Here is a 16,992-nt window from a genome sequence, read left to right as displayed (position 1 = left end):
GGGCGGCCCCCGCCGGTGCGGCGCGGCGCCGGAGTGAGTGGCGGCTACTCACGATCCCGCCGCCCGCGCCGTGGTCGTCTGGAACCACCGCCGACCGCGGCGGACGAGCGGTTCACAGCCACGGGTGAGGAGTTGAGGACGCATGGCGCACTGGGACGCGGAGGTCGCGGTGGTCGGCCTGGGAGCGTGGGGAGCGTGCGCGCTGTGGCAGCTCGCCGAGCGCGGAGTGGACGTCATCGGCGTCGAACGGCACCGGCCGGGCCACTCGCTGGGCTCCTCGCACGGCGGGTCGCGGATGTTCCGCGTCACCTGCCTGGAGCATCCGGGGCTGGTGCCGCTGGCGCGCCGCTCCCGGGAGCTGTGGGGCACGCTGGAGGAGTCCGCCGACCAGCAGCTGTTCTTCCCGGTCGGCGGCCTGCTGATCGGGCCGAAGGACGGCCGCGTGGCGGGCGGCACACTGGCCGCCGCCTACCACCACGGCATCGAGGTGCGGACGCTCACCGGGCAGGCGCTGCGCTTCCGCTACCCCCGCCATGTGGGCGTCCCCGAGCACCACGTCGGAGTGTGGGAGCCGTCCGCCGGCATCATCCGTCCCGAACTGTCGATCCGCGCCGCCGTGAACCTGGCCGAGAAGTGCGGCGCCCGGGTCCTCACCGACACCGCCATCGCCACGTACGACCTGGTGCCGGGCGGTGTGGTGCTGCGCACCTCGCAGGGCGAACTGCGGGTGCGGCAGGTGGTGTTCACGGTCGGGTCCTGGCTGTCCTCACTGGTCGGCGGACTGCCGCTGGAGACCGTGCGGATGCCGATCACCTGGTTCCGGCCGTTGGAGCCGCACGACGACACCTTCCGCCTGGAACAGTTCCCCGTCTTCATGCGGGAGCTCGACGAGGGCACCATCCTGTGGGGCAACGGGGCCGAGGGCGGCCACGACGTCAAACTCGGCATCGAGGACCGCTCCGACGCACCGCCCCTGGACCCCGAGGCGTACGACCGCTCCGTCGGCCCGGACGACTGGTCCGCCCTCACCGGGCTGCTCCCGGCGAAGCTGCCCGGCCTGGAACCGCTGCCGTCGAAGGTTGCGGTGTGCATGCTGACCCGCACCCCGGACGGCCAGTTCGTCATCGGCCGGCCCGGCGGCGATCCGCGCGTGGTGGTGGCCGGCGGCGACAACGCGCACGGCTTCAAACACGCCACGGGGATCGGCGAGGCCCTCGCCGAGATCGTGCGGGGCGAGGAGACGACGGTGCCCATCGGATTCATGTCCCCGAACCGCTTCGGCTGATGCCGTGTCGCACCCCAGGAGGGCGAGCATGACGTCGACACCCACTTCCCCGCAGGCGCCGCCGCTGGTGAGCGCGCAGCAGTTCCGGGACGCCATGGCCGAACTGGCCTCGCCGGTGACCGTGGTGACCGCCCCGGACGGCCGGGGCGGGCGCCGGGGCTGCACCGCCAGTTCGGTGACGTCGGTCTCCCTGGACCCGCCGCTGCTCCAGGTCTCCGTCGCGCACACGTCCAGCTCGCACCGGGCGCTGGTCACCTCGCGGGAGTTCGTCGTCCACGTCCTCGCCGACCGGCACCGCTGGCTGGCCGACCGGTTCGCCCGGCGTGACATCGACCGGTTCGCCGGATCCGGCTTCACCACCTGGCCCGGCACCGACCTGCCCTGGTTCCCCGACGCGACGGCGGCCTTCCGCTGCCTGACCCGGCAGGCGATCCCGGTCGGCGACCACACCCTGCTGATCGGCGCCCTCGCCGCCGTCCGCACGGGCCCCACCGACGGCACCCCCACCGACGCCCTGCTCTGGCACCGCCGCGCCTTCCACACCCTCGCCTGACCCCGTCCGCGACGGCCCCCGTCCACCGGCCACCACCGGGACGGGGGCCCACGCGTTTCCCCGCTCCCACCGGACGACGGCCTTCGGCCTGACGGCCTGCCACTTCGAAGGCCTCGTGCCCTGACGACCTTGCGCCTCCACTGCCGTACGCCCTCCGGGGCTTGTGGTTCGACGGCCTTGTGCCCTGCGCGTCTTGCGCCTTGACGGCCTTGTCCTCTGCGCGTCTTGTGCCTCGACGGCCGTACGCCCTGCAGGGCTTGAGGCTCGACGGCCTTGTGCCTGGCGGGCCTTGCGCCTTGACGGCCCTGTGCTCGGCGCGTCTTGTGCCTCAACGGCCGTACGCCGTGCGGCCGTGCGCCTCAACGGCCGTGTGCCGTGTGTCCTGCGGACTTTGCGCTTCGACAGCCGTACGAGCCCTACGCCCCACGAGCCCTACGCCCTACGCCCTACGAGCCCTACGCCCCACGGGTCCTATACGCCCCGCCCGCGTCCCGCACCCGCTCAGTCGCTGCCGGCCGGCGTCAGGAGCCCGGCCTCCCGTGCCCGCCGCACCACCAGGCGGGCGATCTCGGGAGCGGCGCCGAGGGGCGCGGAGAGCACGTCGGCCCGGGCCGCCTCCGCCTCCGCCGCGATACGGTCCGGCAGCAGACCGGGCGCCAGGACGTACGGGGCGACCGCCACCCGGCGCACGCCCCGCGCGCGCAGGTCCCGCACCACCTCCGCGGGCCGGGGCCGCGGGCCGGTGACGAAGGCGGGCCGCACCGCGCACCAGCCGGACCGCCGCAGCGCCCGGGCCGCGGCGCCCACCGACTCGATCGCCTCCGGATCCGTGGACCCCGCGGCGGCCAGCACGACCCCGGTGGTGAGCCGGTCGGCCGCCGACAGACCGGCCTCCCGCAACCGCCGTTCCACCGCCGCGAGCAGCAGCGGTGAGCCGCCGAGGACGGCCGCCTGCCGCACCCGCGGCCCGGGCGCGTCCGCCAGGACGGCCGGCAGGTCGGTCTTGGCGTGGTAGGCGCGGGTCAGCAGCAGCGGGACCGCCACGGCCCGCGCGGCCCCGTCGCGCCGCAGCGCCTCCAGCGCGCCCGGCACATCCGGTGTGTCGAAGTCCAGGAAGGCGGCCGCCACGTGCAGTCCGGGGTGCGAGCGCCGGATCCGGCCGGTCAGCGCCCGTACGGTCTCGGCGTGCCGCCGGTCGCGGCTGCCGTGGCCCACCAGGAGCAGCGCCGGGGAGCCGGTGTCCGTACCGGCGTGCGTCCGCCGCACCGCAGGACCCGCGGGGGCCGCCCGTACCGCTGTCACCGTGAACCCCCGATCGGCGCGCCGCGTGCGGCGGAGGGGCCCGCCGCCGGGCCGACGCTAACCGGAGCCGCTCACACCGACCTGACCGTGCGCTGACCGGGCGCGCACCGCGTCCGTGCACGCCGTTGAGGCGCCGCTGACGGCGCGCTGACCGGCCAACGGGCCCGGCGCGCCGGGTCAGGCGGGACCGCGGCTGTGCAGTGGCGCGTCGCCGAGCTCGGCCCGCATGCCCCAGTCCCAGTCGCCGACGACCGTGGCGGGCAGCGGCGAGTCACCGCGCAGCATGCGCTGGTGGGCCTCGCGCACCGCCTCCGAGGGCTCCAGGCCGAGTTCCGTCACCAGCCGGGTGTGCAGCCGCCGGTAGGTCTCCAGCGCCTGCCACATGCGGCCGGCCTGGTACTGCGACAGCATCAGCTGCAGGTGGAAGCGCTCGTGCAGCGGATAGCGCGCCGTCAGTTCGGTCAGCCTGGCCAGGACCTCGATGCCCCGGCCGAGCGCCAGGTCCGCCGCGACGCAGATCTCGAACGCGCTGAGCCGCGACTCCTGCAGCCGCAGCACCTCCACCCGCAGCACCGGCCCCAGCGGCACGTCGAACAGGACGTCGCCGCGCCACAACCCCAAGGCGTGGTTGAGGAGTTCGGAGGTGAGCCGGTGGTCACGCCTGCGTGCCGCGGCGAGACCGGCGGAAACCAGGTGCTCGTGCTCCAGCGCGTCCACCTGGCCGGGCGCCGCGTTGAGGACGTAACCCCCGTGCGCGGTGGCGAGAATCTGCTTGGCCCGGGCCGCCCCGTCCGGGCCACTGGCCGCGGCGATTCCGCGCCGCAACTGCATCATGTACGTCTGCAGCGTGGCCTGGGCGCTCCGCGGTGGGCGGTCGCCCCAGAGTTCGTCGACCAGTTCCCACACCGGCACCGTGCGCCGGGCCCGCAGGGCCAGCAGCGCCAGCACCTGCCGGTGCTTGGCCGCGCTGGGTGTCCAGCTTCGTTGACCAAAGTTGGCAGTCAGCGTGCCCAACAGCTTGATGTCCACCAGCCAACCTCTCCCCGTGTGTTGCCAGGGCTGCGATGCTGTCACCCGGAGGCTGAATCCAGTAGTGCCCTCGATCACCAGTCCGATGTGAACCGTCATATGACCGGGTTGGCCGAAAGTCGCCTCCAGCGAAAGTCCAGAGACGCATGAGATGGGCCTCAAGAATCGGACGGAGGCACCGTGTGAGGCTTTTCGCCATGGACTTCACGCTCCTCGGACCCATCGGCATCGTCACGGCGAACGGGCACGTCCCGCTCGCCGGATCCCGTCAGCGGATCCTGCTGGCGTCACTTCTCGTCAGCGGCGGCCGCCTGCTGACCAACGAACAGCTCTACAGCGAACTGTGGGGCGACGACCCGCCGCACACCGCGCACAACGCGCTCCAGGCGCAGGTCTCCCGGCTGCGCCGCACGCTGAGCCGGCTCGCCGAGCCGTCGCGGCCGGCGCCGGCCCTGGTCACCCACTCCGCCGGCTACGTGCTGAAGGTCGAGCCGGCCCGCATCGACATGAACGTCTTCCGCCGCCGCATCGCGGAGGCGCGGCAGATCGCCGACCGGGACCCGATGGCGGCGATCGGCCTGCTGGAGTCCGGAACCGGTCTGTGGCAGGGCAAGCCGCTCCAGGACACCGGGGCCAGTCCGCTGTGCCACAGCACGGCGGTCCAGCTGGAGGAGGAGTACCTGGCCGCGCACGAGACCAAGCTGGAACTGAAGCTGCGGTGCGGGCTCACCGAGGACGCGATCGGCGAGCTGCGGGCGATCGGCGTGGTGCACCCGTGGCGGGAACGCATCACCGAGCTGCTGATGCTCGCCCTGTACCGCGTCGGCCGCCGGGCGGAGGCCCTGGAGACCTACCACAGCACCCGCCGTCAGCTCACGGATCACCTCGGGATCGAGCCTTCTCGCCGACTGAAGGAAACGCTCCAGGTCATCCTGCGCGAGGACCCCGTGCCCGCGGCCACCCTGCGCCCGGCGCCGCTCTCCGTGCTCGTCCGCTGACCCGGCCGCGGGCCGGCGTTCACCCGGACGCGGGCGGTGCGGGCCGGTCCGGTGCGGGATCCGCCACCGGTTCGGCCCGCACCACGCGCACACCGCGCGCGGTGAACGCCGCCGCGTCGGCGTCCGTCGCCGAGGTGTCCGTGACCAGTGTCCAGCCGGGCGGCAGTGTGGCCCAGGCGTGGAAGGGCGCCCGGCCCAGCTTCGCCGCGTGCGCGAGGACGTAGATGCGGTCGGCCCGGCGGGCCATCAGCTCCTTGAGGCGGGTCTGGCGCAGGTCCGCCTCGCAGATCCCGCCGTCGGCCGTCACCCCGTCCGCGGACAGGAACACCCGGTCGAACGTGAGCCGTTCCAGCGCCGCCTCCGTCAGCGGGCCGACGAAGGCCTGGCTGAGCGGGCGCAGCGTCCCGCCGAGGCACTCCACGTGGACGGACTCGACGTCCGCCAGTTCGTGCAGCGCGGTCAGGCCGGTGGTGGCGACCGTCAGGTCCTTCGCGGTGCGCAGTTCGTGCGCGAGGGCGCCGACCGTCGACCCGGCGTCCAGCAGCACGGTCTCGCCCGGCTGGACCTGCGCCGCCGCCCAGCGGGCGATGGCCCGCTTCTGCTCGTACGCCTCGGTGGTGCGCTGGCGCAGCGACGCCTCCGGGTGCGCGGTGAGCGCCATCGCACCGCCGTAGGTGCGGGCGAGCCGGCCGTCGGCGGTGAGCCGGGCGAGGTCGCGGCGGATGGTGGAGGCCGTCACGCCGAAGTGCCGTGACAGTTCCTCGACGCTGGCCAGGCCGGTGGTGGTGGCCAGTCGGAGGATCTCCTCGCGCCGGGCCTGGGATCCGTTGGGCGGCATCAAGTGTCCTTCGCGGTGCGTCGGTTCAGCGGGCGGTGGACATCTCGGCGGCCTGCCGCAGCGCCTCGATCATGCTACCGGCCTCGGCCTTGCCCGTACCGGCGATGTCGAACGCGGTGCCGTGGTCCACGGAGGTGCGGATCACCGGCAGGCCGACGGTGAGGTTGACGCCCGCCTCGATGCCGAGCACCTTCACCGGGCCGTGGCCCTGGTCGTGGTACATCGCCACGATGAGGTCGTAGTCGCCGCGCGAGGCGAGGAAGAACGCGGTGTCGGCGGGCAGGGGGCCGCGGGCGTCGATGCCGTCGCGGCGGACCGTCTCCAGCGCCGGGACGATCTTCTGCTCCTCCTCGCCGTACCCGAACAGGCCGTTCTCGCCCGCGTGCGGGTTGATGCCGCAGACCCCGATGACGGGTTCGGCCACGCCCGCGCGGACCATGGCCTCGTGGCCGCGCCGCACGGTCCGCTCGACCAGGCCGGGCTCGATGCGGTTGACGGCGTCGATCAGGCCGATGTGCGTGGTGACGTGGATGACCTTCACCTTCTCGGTGGACAGCATCATCGACACCTCCTCGACCCCGGTGAAGTGGGCGAGCAGTTCGGTGTGCCCGGGGTAGACGTGTCCGGCGGCGTGCAGCGCCTCCTTGTTGAGGGGGGCGGTGCAGATGCCGTCGATCTCGCCGGCCAGGGCCAGTTCGGCGGCCCGCTTGACGTACTCGTAGGCGGCGTTGCCGGCCGCGGCGGACAGCACGCCCCAGGGCAGGCCCTCGGGCAGCACCCCCAGGTCGACGACGTTGATGCGGCCCGGCGCGGTTTCGGCCGCCGCCGGGTCCGGCACGGTCACGATCTCGCAGTCGGTGCCGAGGATCCGGGCCGCCTCGCGCAGCCGCGCGGCGTCACCGATCACCACCGGCCGGCACCGGCTCAGGGTCGCGGCGTCCAGCACCGCGGGCACGATCACCTCGGGCCCGACACCGGCGCCGTCGCCCATGGTGACACCGATGAGGGGGAGGGGCTGCTGCGCGTTCACTGGGTGACTCCTTGCTGAGAGGGTGCCGTGGCGGGGGCCGGCGGCAGGGACGAGGACAGCAGGCGGGGGCGGAGGGCCGCCGCGATGTGCAGGAACGAGTCAGGGCCGCCGAAGCTCCCGGGGCGGGTGACGACCGAGCGGCCGTCCGGGGTGCGGCTGTGCACGGCGCCGTGGTGGATCTGGCCGACGGGCCACAGCGTGGTCACGCCGGCCGCGTCGAGCACCCGGCGGGCCGTCTCACCACCGGTCAGGACGAGGTCCGCCCGCTCCGGCAGCGCCGACACGGCGCGCGCCAGCCCCGCCACGATCCGGCGGGCCGCGCCGGGCCGGACGCCGCCGGAGCCGTCGACGGACACGACGGTGACCGTGCCGGGCGCGAGCGCGGGCAGCGCGACGGTGTCCGGCCCGGCCAGCGCCTCGGGCGCCAGCGGCACGTGCCGGGCCCCGGCCGCCACCAGCCGCGTCACCTGCTCGACCACCCCGGGCTCCGCGCTGCCGGCCACGACGAGCAGCGGCCGCAGGCCCGCGCCGCCCGCCGCCGTACGCGTCCCGGGCGCGCCGAAGCGGCGGCCGACGGCGGCGGCCAGGCCGCCGCTGCCCAGCAGTCGGGCGTCCGGGCCGAGCAGCGCCGCGGCGGCGGCGATCACCGCCAGGTCGGCGTCGGACTCCGCGTCGCACACCGGGTGCCGCCCGCGCGCGGCCGCCTCCCGGAACCGGCCGGCGAGCGCGATCGGTCCCCGGCGCACGGCCCCGAGCGGTACGTCCTCGGTCGGCAGCGGCGCCAGGGCCTCGGCGACGGACCGGGGCGCGGTGCGCTCCTCGGCCCGCCAGGCCGCGCACTCCCGCAGCGGAACGCCGTCGGCGAGGACCTCGCCGCCGCGCACCACGCGCCGCGCGGCGGGCAGGGCGGGCGCGACGACCAGGAGTCCGGCGCCCTCCGCGAAGGCCGCGGCCTCCGCACCGACCGGCCCGCGCAGCAGCGAGTCGCACTTCTTGAACCAGACCGTACGGCCGGACAGAGCAGGAGAGTTGACTGCGCGAAACGCGCGGCCGTCGTCGTGTCGCGCGCCGGGATGCGGAGATACGGATCCGGTCGGAGGCGCACCGTCGCCGTGTCCGCCGACCCGCGCGCCCGACCCGGCCAGCGCGGCCCGTACGGCGTCGGCGGCGGCCGCGTCGTCCAGGTACCGCGAGTCCAGGTCCACCACCGTGCACTCACCGACGGCGGGCGGTTCCACCAGGTCGGCGGGGTTCAGCAGCAGGCGCGAGGGCAGCCGGAGCAGCGCGGCCACCTCCGCCGCGCCCGACAGGTCGTCGGCGAGGGCAACGACCGGGGTGTCGTCCCGACGGCACACGCGAACCTCCTCCACGCACACCCGGCACGGGCGTGCTCGGGTCGCGGCGTCCTCTGGTCAGGGCGCCCCGCAGTGCTCCGATGATGACATAGCCTGCGCGATTCGCGCGAGACTCTTGCGCATAACGCGCAGTCGTGCGAGCGTTCACCCACCGAGAGACACCGTCGCCCCGCACCGCCCCTCCCCGGACGGCACGACGGCACGGCACCCGTACCGGAAGGAACCGCTCGTGAGCACCGGCACCCGCCCCGGCCCGCACGAAAGCCCGCAGGGACGCCAGCAGGGACACCAGCAGGGAAGCCCGCAGGTCATCGAGCTGCCGTCCGTCCCCGTACCGCTCTCCCGCCTGGTCCTGGGCACCATGACGTTCGGCGACACCGTCGACCGCGCGGGCGCCGCCGCCATGCTCGACACCGCGCTCGACGCCGGGCTCACCGGCGTGGACACGGCCAACGGCTACGCGGGCGGCGAGAGCGAGCGGATCCTGGCCTCGCTGCTGCCCGGCCGCCGTGACCGGATCGTGCTCGCCACCAAGGCCGGCATCCCGCACCCCGACCAGGGCGAGCACGCCCCGCTCTCCCCGGCCGGCCTGCGCGCCGCCCTCGACGGCAGCCTCGAGCGACTCGGCACCGACCACGTCGACCTCTTCTACCTGCACCAGCCGGACCGCCGTACGCCGCTCGCCGAAACCCTGGCGACCGTCGCGGAGTTCGTCGCCGAGGGCAAGATCCGCGCCCTCGGCGTGTCCAACTACGCCGCCTGGCAGATCGCCGAACTGACCCGCACCGCCGACAAGGTCGGCGCCCCGCGCCCCGTCGTCGCCCAGCAGCTGCACAACCTGCTCGCCCGCCGCATCGAGGAGGAGTACGTCGAGTACGCGGCGGTCACCGGACTGCGCACCATGGTCTACAACCCGCTCGGCGGCGGCCTCCTCACCGGCCGGCACCGCTTCGAGGCCGACCCCGCCACCGGCCGCTTCGGCGACTCCAAGCTCGCCGCCATGTACCGGCAGCGCTACTGGAACGAGGACCTCTTCGCCGCCGTCGCGCAGCTCACCGCGATCGCCGACCAGGCGGGCCTGCCGCTCACCGAACTCGCCCTGCGCTGGCTGCTGGACCGCCCCTCCACCGACGCGCTGCTGCTCGGCGGCTCCCGTCCCGAGCACCTGCGCGCCAACATCGCCGCCGCCCAGGCCGGCCCGCTGCCGAAGGACGTGACCGACGCCTGCGACGCCGTCGGCGCCGCCCTGCGCGGCCCCATGCCCGCCTACAACCGCTGACCCCGCCCGCCGGCCCGCCCGCACCCGTACACCAGCAGTCCGGAGACTCCTCATGACCACCGCCGCGCACTTCACCGCCGCACTGCGCGCCCGCCGCCGCCTCATCGGCTACTGGTCGCTGCTCGACTCGCCCGTCGCCGCCGAGCGACTGGCCCGCCTCGGCTACGACTACCTGGCCTTCGACGCCCAGCACGGCCTCTTCGGCTACCAGGGCCTGCTGAACAACCTCATCGCCACCGACACCCGCGGCTCCACCGCCGTCGGCATGGTCCGCGTCGAGGCCAACGACCCCACGTACATCGGCCGCGCGCTCGACGCCGGCGCCGCCGCCGTCATCGTGCCGCTCGTCGACACCGCCGCCGACGCGGCCGACGCGGTCGCCGCCGTGCGCTACCCGCCGCACGGCCGCCGCTCCTACGGCCCCATGCGCGCCCAGCTGCGCATCGGCCCCGACCCGGCCGACACCCACGAGCAGACCGCCGTCCTCGCCATGATCGAGACCGCCGACGGGCTCGCCAACGTCGAGGAGATCTGCGCCACCCCCGGCCTCGACGGCATCTACGTCGGCCCGTCCGACCTGCGCCTGGCCATCGGCGGGAAGACCTCCACCGACCCGGACGTGACCGAGGAGTTCGAGCGGGCGCTGACCCGCATCCGCACGGCCGCCGAAGCCGCCGGCATCGCCGCCGGGATCCACAACGGCGACGGCGCGAGCGCCGCCCGCCGGCTCGCCGAGGGCTTCACGTTCGCCTCCGTCGCCGCCGACGTCGTCCACCTCCAGCAGGTCGCCGGCGCCCACCTGGCCGCCGCACGCGGGGAGGACCGCGCGTGAGCAGCCCGCACCGCACCACGCTCATCACCACACCCACCTTCGCCCGGCACTCGCCCGACCCGTGGACGCTGCTCGCCGACGGCGGCGCGGGCCCGGTCCGCCCGTACGACGACCGGGCCGTGCCGCACGAGGAACTGCTGGAGCGGATCGCCGGCGCCGACGCGCTCATCGCCGGCATGGACCCGGTCACCGCCGAGGTGATGGACGCCGCCCCGCGCCTGAAGGTCATCGCCAAGCACGGCGTCGGCACCGACACCATCGACGTCGCCGCCGCCCGCGACCGCGGCATCCCCGTGGTCTGCGCGCCCGGCTCCAACTCCCGGGCCGTCGCCGAGTTCACCTTCGGGCTGGTGCTCGACGCCGCCCGCCGGATCAGCGCCTCCCACACCGCCGTCACCGAGGGCCGCTGGCCCAAGCTGTTCGGCCCCGAACTCCACGGCAGGACGCTCGGCGTCGTCGGCTTCGGCCGGATCGGCCGGCTCGTCGCCGGCTACGCGCGGGCCTTCGGCATGCACGTCCTCGCGCACGACCCGTACGTCCCCGACGACGCGGTGACCGCCGCCGACGCCGAACCCGCCGCGCTCGACGCCCTCCTGGCCCGCGCCGACGTCGTCACCCTGCACCTCCCGCCCGCCGGGCAGCCGCTGCTGGACGCGGCCCGGCTGGCCGCCATGAAACCCGGCGCGATCCTCGTCAACGCCGCCCGCGGCGGCCTCGTCGACGACACCGCCTTCGCCGCCGCCCTGCACTCCGGCCACCTGGCCGCCGCGGCGCTCGACGCCTTCGCCGTCGAGCCCCTCCCCGACCACCACGTCCTGCGCACGGCACCCCGGCTGACCCTCACCTCCCACATGGCCGCCTGCACCCCGGAGGCCAACCGTGCCATGGGCCTGATGGTCGCCGAGGACGTACTGCGGGTCCTCGCCGGCGAGTCCCCGCACCACGCGGCCCGCTGAGCGCCGCCCCACCCACCCACGTCACCCCCCACCGCGTTGCCCTGCCCCCCTTGCCCCATTGCCTTCCGCTCCGGCGACGGCGCCGGAACAAGCAAAGGAACACCGCCATGTCGACCACCGCCACCGCCGAAGCGGCGGAGCACGCGCAGGCCGATCCGTACGCCCTGCGCCCCGAGGACGCCCGCCCCGCGCCGACGGCCTTCCGCGACCGGATCCGCCATCTCGGCCCCGGCTTCGTGCTGTCGGCCGCCGTCGTCGGCTCCGGCGAGCTGATCACCACCACCGCGCTCGGCGCCCAGGCCGGCTTCGCGCTGCTCTGGCTGGTGATCGTGTCCACCGCGGTCAAGGTCTGGGTCCAGATGGAACTGGCCCAGTGGACCATCCTCAACGGGCGCACCGCGCTGGAGGGCTACCGCGAGGTCGGCCCCCGCATCGGCCGGCTGAGCTGGATCAACTGGCTCTGGATCGGCATGGACTTCGCCAAGATGTTCCAGCGCGGCGGCATCATCGGCGGTACGGCGGCGGCCTGTTCGGTGCTCTGGCCGGTCATCGGCGAACCGCTGAGCTGGGGCTCCCTGGCGCTGTGGGCCGTCGTGGTCACCGTCGCCGCGATCCTGCTGCTGCAGTCCGGCAAGTACAGCCTCGTGGAACGCGCCTGCCTGGTCTCGGTCGTCGTCTTCACGCTGGTCACCGTGAGCCTCGCGGTCGGCCTGCCCGGCACCGGGTTCGGCTACGGCGGGAGCGAACTGGGCAGCGGCTTCGGCTTCGAGATCCCGGCCGGCACCGTCGGCATCGCGCTGGCCGTCTTCGGCATCACCGGCGTCGGCGCCGACGAGATGACGACGTACACCTACTGGTGCCTGGAGAAGGGCTACGCCCGCTGGACCGGCCCCGACGACGGCAGCGAGGAGCGCGCCCGCCGCGCCGAGGGCTGGATCAAGGTGATGCGCCTGGACGCCCTGACCGGCCTGGCCGTCTGCGTGCTGTGCACCCTGTCGTTCTACGTCATCGGCGCGGCCGTGCTGCACCCGCAGGGCCTGGTGCCCGAGGGCAACGAGATGATCACCACGCTGTCGCGCATCTACACCGACACCATGGGCCCCTGGGCCGAGTACCTGTTCCTCGTCGGTGCCTTCGCCGTCCTCTTCTCCACCCTCATCGGCTCCACGGCCTCCGTCCCGCGGCTGTGGACCAACACGCTCGGCCTGCTCGGCGTCATCGACTGGAGCGACGTCCGCGCCCGCACCCGCACCATCCGCGTCCTCACCTGGTGCCTGCCGCTGCTGTGGACCGCGTTCTTCCTGTGGATGCAGTCGCCGGTGCTGATGGTGCAGATCGGCGGCATCGGCGGCGGTGTCTTCCTGCTCGCCGTGGTCGTCGCGGTGTGGCGGCTGCGCCACACCGGAGTGCCGAAGCGCTTCCGCGGCAACCCGTGGCTGACCGCCGCGCTCGTCGTCAGCAGCGTCGCCATCCTCTGCGTCGGCGTGTACGGCGTGCTGAAGACGCTGGGCGCGGTTCCGGAGTAGCCGCGCCGGAGCCGGCCGGGACGACGTGGCCCCGGCCGGCCCCGGTCACGGCCGCGTCGAGCGGTACGTGGCGCTGCCGCCGACGTCCGTCACGATCGACGGGCAGGCCGCGCAGGCGGCCGCGCCGCGCTGCGCGAACCACCGGCAGTCGGCGCGGATGCCGCAGGACGGGAGGAACGGGCCCGGCAGCGCGGTGCCCGCCGCTCCGGCGCGTTCGGGGCCGGGCGGATCGTCCAGGACGTGGTCGATGACGCCGCATCGGGCGCCGGTCCACTGCGCGCACTCGCCCTCCACACAGGGCCCGGTGAACCGGTACCGGCTCTCGGGCCGGCCGGACGCCTCCAGCCGGGCCTCGAAGGCGCTGTCGACGAACACCGGCATCGGCAGATAGGCCAGCCGGCCCGCACCGGTCGTCACCCCGAGCACCGACGCACCGGACCGGCACGGAGTGCTCGGGCAGGCCCTCGGCCGGTCGTCCCGTCCCTGCGCCCGGCCGGTGTCCTCGGCCCTCACCGGACCGGCCCGGCCTCCGCGGCCGCGAACTGCTGGAGTTCCCGGACCAGGACGTCCTTGGGCTGGCCGTACCACCAGATCTTCGGGTCCAGCCGTACCGGGAGCGCGTCACGGGGCGCGACGTCGCCCAGCGCGAGTGCGCCCGCCTGGGCGATGGCCCGGCTGATCCGCTCCTCCTGGTCCTTCGTCAGTTCGACGCCGGTGACGACGAACGTGAACTCGCTCTTGCCGGTGTTGTCGGGCACGGTGACTCCTGGTTCGAGAGGGCGTCCACGGGGCGGAGCCGGCCTCCTGCCTCCGGTTGACGACGCTAGGTGTATTGATCACGAGCGTTGTTAACGCTGGCCGGGCTTGATCATGGCGAAGGCCTCCGTGTGTGGTGGAGGTGTCGAATCTTCACCGCACGGAGGCCTTCGTGTCCCACCGTAATGCCCGGCTGACCTTTCACGGCAGGCGGCTGCTGGTTGAACGTGTCCGCACCGGACGCCCTGTCGCCCATGTTGCCGCCGAGATGGGCATCTCCCGCGTCACCGCTCACAAGTGGGTGCGTCGCTGGCGGGCCGAAGGCGAGAAGGGACTGTACGACCGGTCCAGCCGTCCGCGCACGACACCGCACCGCACGGCGGGGGCGATCGAGGTCCGCGTGTGCCGTCTTCGCCAGGACCGCAAGCTCGGCCCGGCCCGCATCGGTCCGATCCTGGGCCTGCCGGCCTCGACCGTGCACCGCGTCCTGGTCCGTCACGGCCTGAACCGCCTGTCCTTCCTGGACCGGCCCACCGGCCAGGTCATCCGACGCTACGAACGCGACCGCCCCGGCGAGCTGGTCCACGTGGACGTCAAGAAGCTCGGCCGCATCCCCGACGGCGGCGGCCACAGGGTCCTGGGCCGCCAGGCCGGCCGCGCCACACGCAACGGCATGGGCTTCGACTTCATCCACTCCGCGGTCGACGACCACAGCCGCCTCGCCTACAGCGAGGTCCACCCGGATGAGAAAGCCGCCACCTGCGCGGCCTTTCTGCGCCGGGCCGCCGCCTTCTTCGCAGCGTCGGGCATCGACCGCATCGAGCGGGTCCTGACCGACAACGCCTGGCCCTACCGCAAAAGCCTCGCCTGGCAGCAGGCCCTGGCCGACCTGGATGCGGCCGGCAAGCTCACTCGCGCATACCGGCCGCAGACCAATGGCAAGGTCGAGCGCTTCAACCGCACCCTGCTCGACGAATGGGCCTACCTGCGGCCCTACACCAGCAACACCGAACGCACCGACGCCCTGGCAGACTTCCTCCACACCTACAACCACCACCGCTGCCACACCGCACTCGGCGGCCAGCCACCCATCAGCCGCGTGAACAACGCTGCGGGTCGATACAGCTAGAGCGCAGAGCCGCAGGTCGCGACGTGCGAGGGCCGGACGGGCGACGCGGCACCCCGGCACCACGAGCGGCCGCCGCGGGCTCCCGCACATTCGGGCAGCCGTCCCCGCAACCACTGTCGCCGTCGTCGCCTTTGTCCGGTGGGCTACGCTGTGCGGCCATGACAACCGGGACGGCATCGCGCCACACACGGATCGGTGACCCGGTGCTCCACTGAGCGCCGTACGGGCCGGTGGCGGCCCGCTGTCCGGTCGGGGATCGTGCGCTGCCGCGCGGGCTCCGCCGCCGTCGTTGATCACAGGTTCGGCAGATCAACGACGACAGGAGAATCCATGCCCACCACAACCCTGCTGATCCCCACCACGGACGGCCGGGCCGACGCCTTCGCCGCCTTCCCCGACGACGGCGAGCGGCACCCGGGGGTGCTGATGTACGCGGACGGCTTCGGTCTCCGGCCCGCGCTGCGCGAGCTGGCCCACGACCTGGCCCGACACGGGTACTACGTCCTCGTACCCCACCTCTTCCACCGGCACGGCCCGGCACCGCTCGTCGAACTTCCCGAGCACATCGGGGAAGAGGTCCGGCCCGCGCTCATGGCCCGGGTGATGCCCTTGATCGAGGCGCACACCGCCGAACGCGCCCGCAGCGACGCCGACGCCTACCTCGGGTTCCTCACCGCCCGGCCCGAGGTGGCCGCCGGACCGGTCGCGGTGACCGGCTACTGCATCGGCGGCCTCCTGGCGATGCGCACCGCCGCGGCCCACCCCGGCCGGGTGGCCGCCCTCGCCGCGTTCCACGCCCCCGTGGGCGCGGACGGGCCCGACGCCTTCGCCGGGATCACCGCCGAGGTCCACTTCGGCCACGCCGAGAGCGACCTGACGCCCGAGGCCCTGGACGAACTCGACCGGGCCCTGGTCGCCGCGAACGTCGACCACACCTCCGAGATCTACCCGGGCACCGTCCACGGGTTCACCATGTCCGACACCGACGCCTTCGACCCCGCCGGACTGCGGCGCCACTGGGACCGCCTGCTGCCCCTCCTGGACCGCACACTGTCCGACGGCCGAGGGCCCGGTACGAAGCAGCGGTGACCGGCCGTCCCGGTCACCGCCACGGCGGTCCGGGGACGATGGCGAGGGTGGCGGGGGACGCGCGGTGAGGCGCGGGCCCGCCGGACGGCGGGCGAACTCCCGTATCCGTGCGGCCGCCGGAGCGGCCGGTCAGGGCGTCGGGCGGCGCAGTGTGGCGGTGAACCTGTACCGCGAGCCGCGGTACACGGAGCGGACCCACTCGACCGGTGTGCCCGTCTCGTCCCGCGAGTGCCGGGACAGCAGCAGCATCGGCAGGCCCACGTCGGTGTGGAGCAGGCCCGCCTCCCGCGGGGTGGCCGGCGAGGTCTCGATGGTCTCGTCGGCCTCCGCCGGACGGACGCCGTACACCTCGGCGAGGGTGGTGTACAGCGAGGCGTGACGGTTCAGGTTGCGGCGCAGGGCGGGAAAGCGCAGGGCGGACAGGTGGGTCGTCTCGATGGCCATCGGCTCGCCGCCGGCCAGTCGCAGCCGCTCGATGCGCAGCACCCGGCCCCCGGGTTCCATCTCCAGCAGGGCCGCGAGCTCCTCGTCGGCGGGGACGTAGCCGATGTCCAGCACCCGGGAGGCGGGAGTGAGTCCCTGGGCCCGCATGTCCTCGGTGTACGAGGTCAGCTGGAGGGTCCGGGAGACCTTCGGACGGGCGACGAAGGTGCCCTTGCCCTGGATGCGGTCGAGTCGGCCCTCGCCGACGAGTTCCTGCAGGGCCTTGCGGACGGTGGTGCGGGAGGTGCGGAACTCGACGGCGAGCAGCCGCTCGGCGGGCATCGGCGAGCCCGGTGCGCGCTCCTCGGTCATCTGCAGCAACCGCTGTTTGATGCGGTAGTACTTCGGGACGCGACCGGTGCGGCCCGGCGTCCCCGTGCGGGCCTGGGCGCTGCTGACGTCCGTGGTCATGACCTGCCTTCCGGCTGCGGTGTCCGGCGCGCGGACGGCAGGGAGCCGACCGCGGTGCACGTCGGCGGACGGCCGGGTTCGGCGCCGCACGCTCGGCGGTCCCGTTATAACCGCGCGTCCTCTCTTTGGTCTAGTCCAACC

At 74.2% G+C, this 16,992-nt stretch carries 17 protein-coding genes; 9 read left to right on the top strand and 8 right to left on the bottom strand.

The features are described 5' to 3' along the window. Positions 1-142 precede the first annotated feature (142 nt). Positions 143-1,285, top strand: a complete 1,143-nt coding sequence (gene solA / locus FGW31_RS07350; RefSeq protein ID WP_142192555.1) for an N-methyl-L-tryptophan oxidase — start codon at positions 143-145, stop codon at positions 1,283-1,285. Between the two features lie 28 nt (positions 1,286-1,313). After that, positions 1,314-1,838: a flavin reductase family protein gene (locus FGW31_RS07345; RefSeq protein WP_142192554.1), complete on the top strand. Its 525-nt coding sequence runs from the start codon at positions 1,314-1,316 to the stop codon at positions 1,836-1,838. A gap of 501 nt (positions 1,839-2,339) precedes the next feature. Here the strand turns inward: FGW31_RS07345 and FGW31_RS07340 are convergent. Both FGW31_RS07340 and FGW31_RS07335 read right to left on the bottom strand, forming a co-directional pair. Then, a complete protein-coding gene (locus tag FGW31_RS07340) occupies positions 2,340-3,104 on the bottom strand; it encodes a sirohydrochlorin chelatase (protein ID WP_142192553.1) in 765 nt (254 codons plus the stop codon). Between the two features lie 213 nt (positions 3,105-3,317). After that, positions 3,318-4,169 (bottom strand): AfsR/SARP family transcriptional regulator, encoded by an 852-nt coding sequence (locus FGW31_RS07335; protein WP_142192552.1) that lies wholly within the window; start codon positions 4,167-4,169, stop codon positions 3,318-3,320. Positions 4,170-4,366: 197 nt separating this feature from the next. Here FGW31_RS07335 and FGW31_RS07330 point away from each other — a divergent pair, with 197 nt between their 5' ends. Continuing rightward, a complete protein-coding gene (locus FGW31_RS07330; RefSeq protein WP_142192551.1) occupies positions 4,367-5,167 on the top strand; it encodes an AfsR/SARP family transcriptional regulator in 801 nt (266 codons plus the stop codon). 19 nt (positions 5,168-5,186) lie between these two features. On the opposite strand, the gene FGW31_RS07325 is transcribed toward FGW31_RS07330, so the two are convergent. The 3 genes from FGW31_RS07325 to FGW31_RS07315 are packed head-to-tail and all read right to left on the bottom strand — an operon-like array spanning position 5,187 to position 8,390. Continuing rightward, positions 5,187-6,005, bottom strand: a complete 819-nt coding sequence (locus FGW31_RS07325) for a DeoR/GlpR family DNA-binding transcription regulator (RefSeq protein WP_142192550.1) — start codon at positions 6,003-6,005, stop codon at positions 5,187-5,189. 25 nt (positions 6,006-6,030) lie between these two features. Then, positions 6,031-7,035: a 4-hydroxythreonine-4-phosphate dehydrogenase PdxA gene (gene pdxA / locus FGW31_RS07320; RefSeq protein WP_142192549.1), complete on the bottom strand. Its 1,005-nt coding sequence runs from the start codon at positions 7,033-7,035 to the stop codon at positions 6,031-6,033. Continuing rightward, positions 7,032-8,390, bottom strand: a complete 1,359-nt coding sequence (locus tag FGW31_RS07315) for a four-carbon acid sugar kinase family protein (protein ID WP_233452426.1) — start codon at positions 8,388-8,390, stop codon at positions 7,032-7,034. The genes pdxA and FGW31_RS07315 overlap by 4 nt, the downstream gene beginning before the upstream one ends. A gap of 229 nt (positions 8,391-8,619) precedes the next feature. Between FGW31_RS07315 and FGW31_RS07310 the strand changes: the two genes are divergently transcribed. The 4 genes from FGW31_RS07310 (at position 8,620) to FGW31_RS07295 (ending at position 12,983) form a co-directional block, all read left to right on the top strand. Next, positions 8,620-9,669, top strand: coding sequence for an aldo/keto reductase (locus FGW31_RS07310; RefSeq protein WP_373303485.1), 1,050 nt, complete (start codon positions 8,620-8,622; stop codon positions 9,667-9,669). Between the two features lie 52 nt (positions 9,670-9,721). Beyond that, positions 9,722-10,501, top strand: coding sequence for an HpcH/HpaI aldolase family protein (locus FGW31_RS07305; RefSeq protein WP_142192548.1), 780 nt, complete (start codon positions 9,722-9,724; stop codon positions 10,499-10,501). Beyond that, a complete protein-coding gene (locus tag FGW31_RS07300) occupies positions 10,498-11,457 on the top strand; it encodes a phosphoglycerate dehydrogenase (protein WP_142192547.1) in 960 nt (319 codons plus the stop codon). Before FGW31_RS07305 ends, FGW31_RS07300 begins: the two co-directional genes overlap by 4 nt. A 107-nt stretch (positions 11,458-11,564) precedes the next feature. Further along, a complete protein-coding gene (locus FGW31_RS07295; RefSeq protein WP_142192546.1) occupies positions 11,565-12,983 on the top strand; it encodes an Nramp family divalent metal transporter in 1,419 nt (472 codons plus the stop codon). A 45-nt stretch (positions 12,984-13,028) separates the two neighbouring features. On the opposite strand, the gene FGW31_RS07290 is transcribed toward FGW31_RS07295, so the two are convergent. Both FGW31_RS07290 and FGW31_RS07285 read right to left on the bottom strand, forming a co-directional pair. Continuing rightward, positions 13,029-13,409, bottom strand: a complete 381-nt coding sequence (locus tag FGW31_RS07290) for a hypothetical protein (protein ID WP_142192545.1) — start codon at positions 13,407-13,409, stop codon at positions 13,029-13,031. Between the two features lie 83 nt (positions 13,410-13,492). Continuing rightward, positions 13,493-13,741: a hypothetical protein gene (locus FGW31_RS07285; protein WP_142192544.1), complete on the bottom strand. Its 249-nt coding sequence runs from the start codon at positions 13,739-13,741 to the stop codon at positions 13,493-13,495. A gap of 170 nt (positions 13,742-13,911) precedes the next feature. On the opposite strand from FGW31_RS07285, the gene FGW31_RS07280 reads away from it, so the two are divergent. Together FGW31_RS07280 and FGW31_RS07275 are read left to right on the top strand one after the other, a co-directional pair. After that, the gene (locus FGW31_RS07280; protein ID WP_142192543.1) at positions 13,912-14,868 is read left to right on the top strand and encodes an IS481 family transposase; all 957 of its coding nucleotides are present in this window, start codon (positions 13,912-13,914) and stop codon (positions 14,866-14,868) included. A 330-nt stretch (positions 14,869-15,198) separates the two neighbouring features. Next, a complete protein-coding gene (locus FGW31_RS07275) occupies positions 15,199-15,957 on the top strand; it encodes a dienelactone hydrolase family protein (RefSeq protein ID WP_142192542.1) in 759 nt (252 codons plus the stop codon). A 129-nt stretch (positions 15,958-16,086) separates the two neighbouring features. Here the strand turns inward: FGW31_RS07275 and FGW31_RS07270 are convergent, their stop codons facing one another. After that, a complete protein-coding gene (locus tag FGW31_RS07270) occupies positions 16,087-16,851 on the bottom strand; it encodes a GntR family transcriptional regulator (RefSeq protein WP_142192541.1) in 765 nt (254 codons plus the stop codon). Between the last annotated feature and the right edge of the window lie 141 nt (positions 16,852-16,992).

Source organism: Streptomyces calvus, assembly GCF_006782915.1.
GTDB classification, from domain to species: domain Bacteria; phylum Actinomycetota; class Actinomycetes; order Streptomycetales; family Streptomycetaceae; genus Streptomyces; species Streptomyces calvus.
This window is presented reverse-complemented; position numbering and strand designations above follow the sequence as displayed.

Coding starts and splice junctions, on each gene's coding strand:
- FGW31_RS07305 (WP_142192548.1), top strand. CDS start 9,722: ATGACCACCGCCGCGCACTTCACCGCCGCACTGCGCGCCCGCCGCCGC.
- FGW31_RS07295 (WP_142192546.1), top strand. CDS start 11,565: ATGTCGACCACCGCCACCGCCGAAGCGGCGGAGCACGCGCAGGCCGAT.
- FGW31_RS07275 (WP_142192542.1), top strand. CDS start 15,199: ATGCCCACCACAACCCTGCTGATCCCCACCACGGACGGCCGGGCCGAC.
- FGW31_RS07330 (WP_142192551.1), top strand. CDS start 4,367: ATGGACTTCACGCTCCTCGGACCCATCGGCATCGTCACGGCGAACGGG.
- FGW31_RS07270 (WP_142192541.1), bottom strand. CDS start 16,851: ATGACCACGGACGTCAGCAGCGCCCAGGCCCGCACGGGGACGCCGGGC.
- solA (WP_142192555.1), top strand. CDS start 143: ATGGCGCACTGGGACGCGGAGGTCGCGGTGGTCGGCCTGGGAGCGTGG.
- FGW31_RS07345 (WP_142192554.1), top strand. CDS start 1,314: ATGACGTCGACACCCACTTCCCCGCAGGCGCCGCCGCTGGTGAGCGCG.
- FGW31_RS07325 (WP_142192550.1), bottom strand. CDS start 6,005: ATGCCGCCCAACGGATCCCAGGCCCGGCGCGAGGAGATCCTCCGACTG.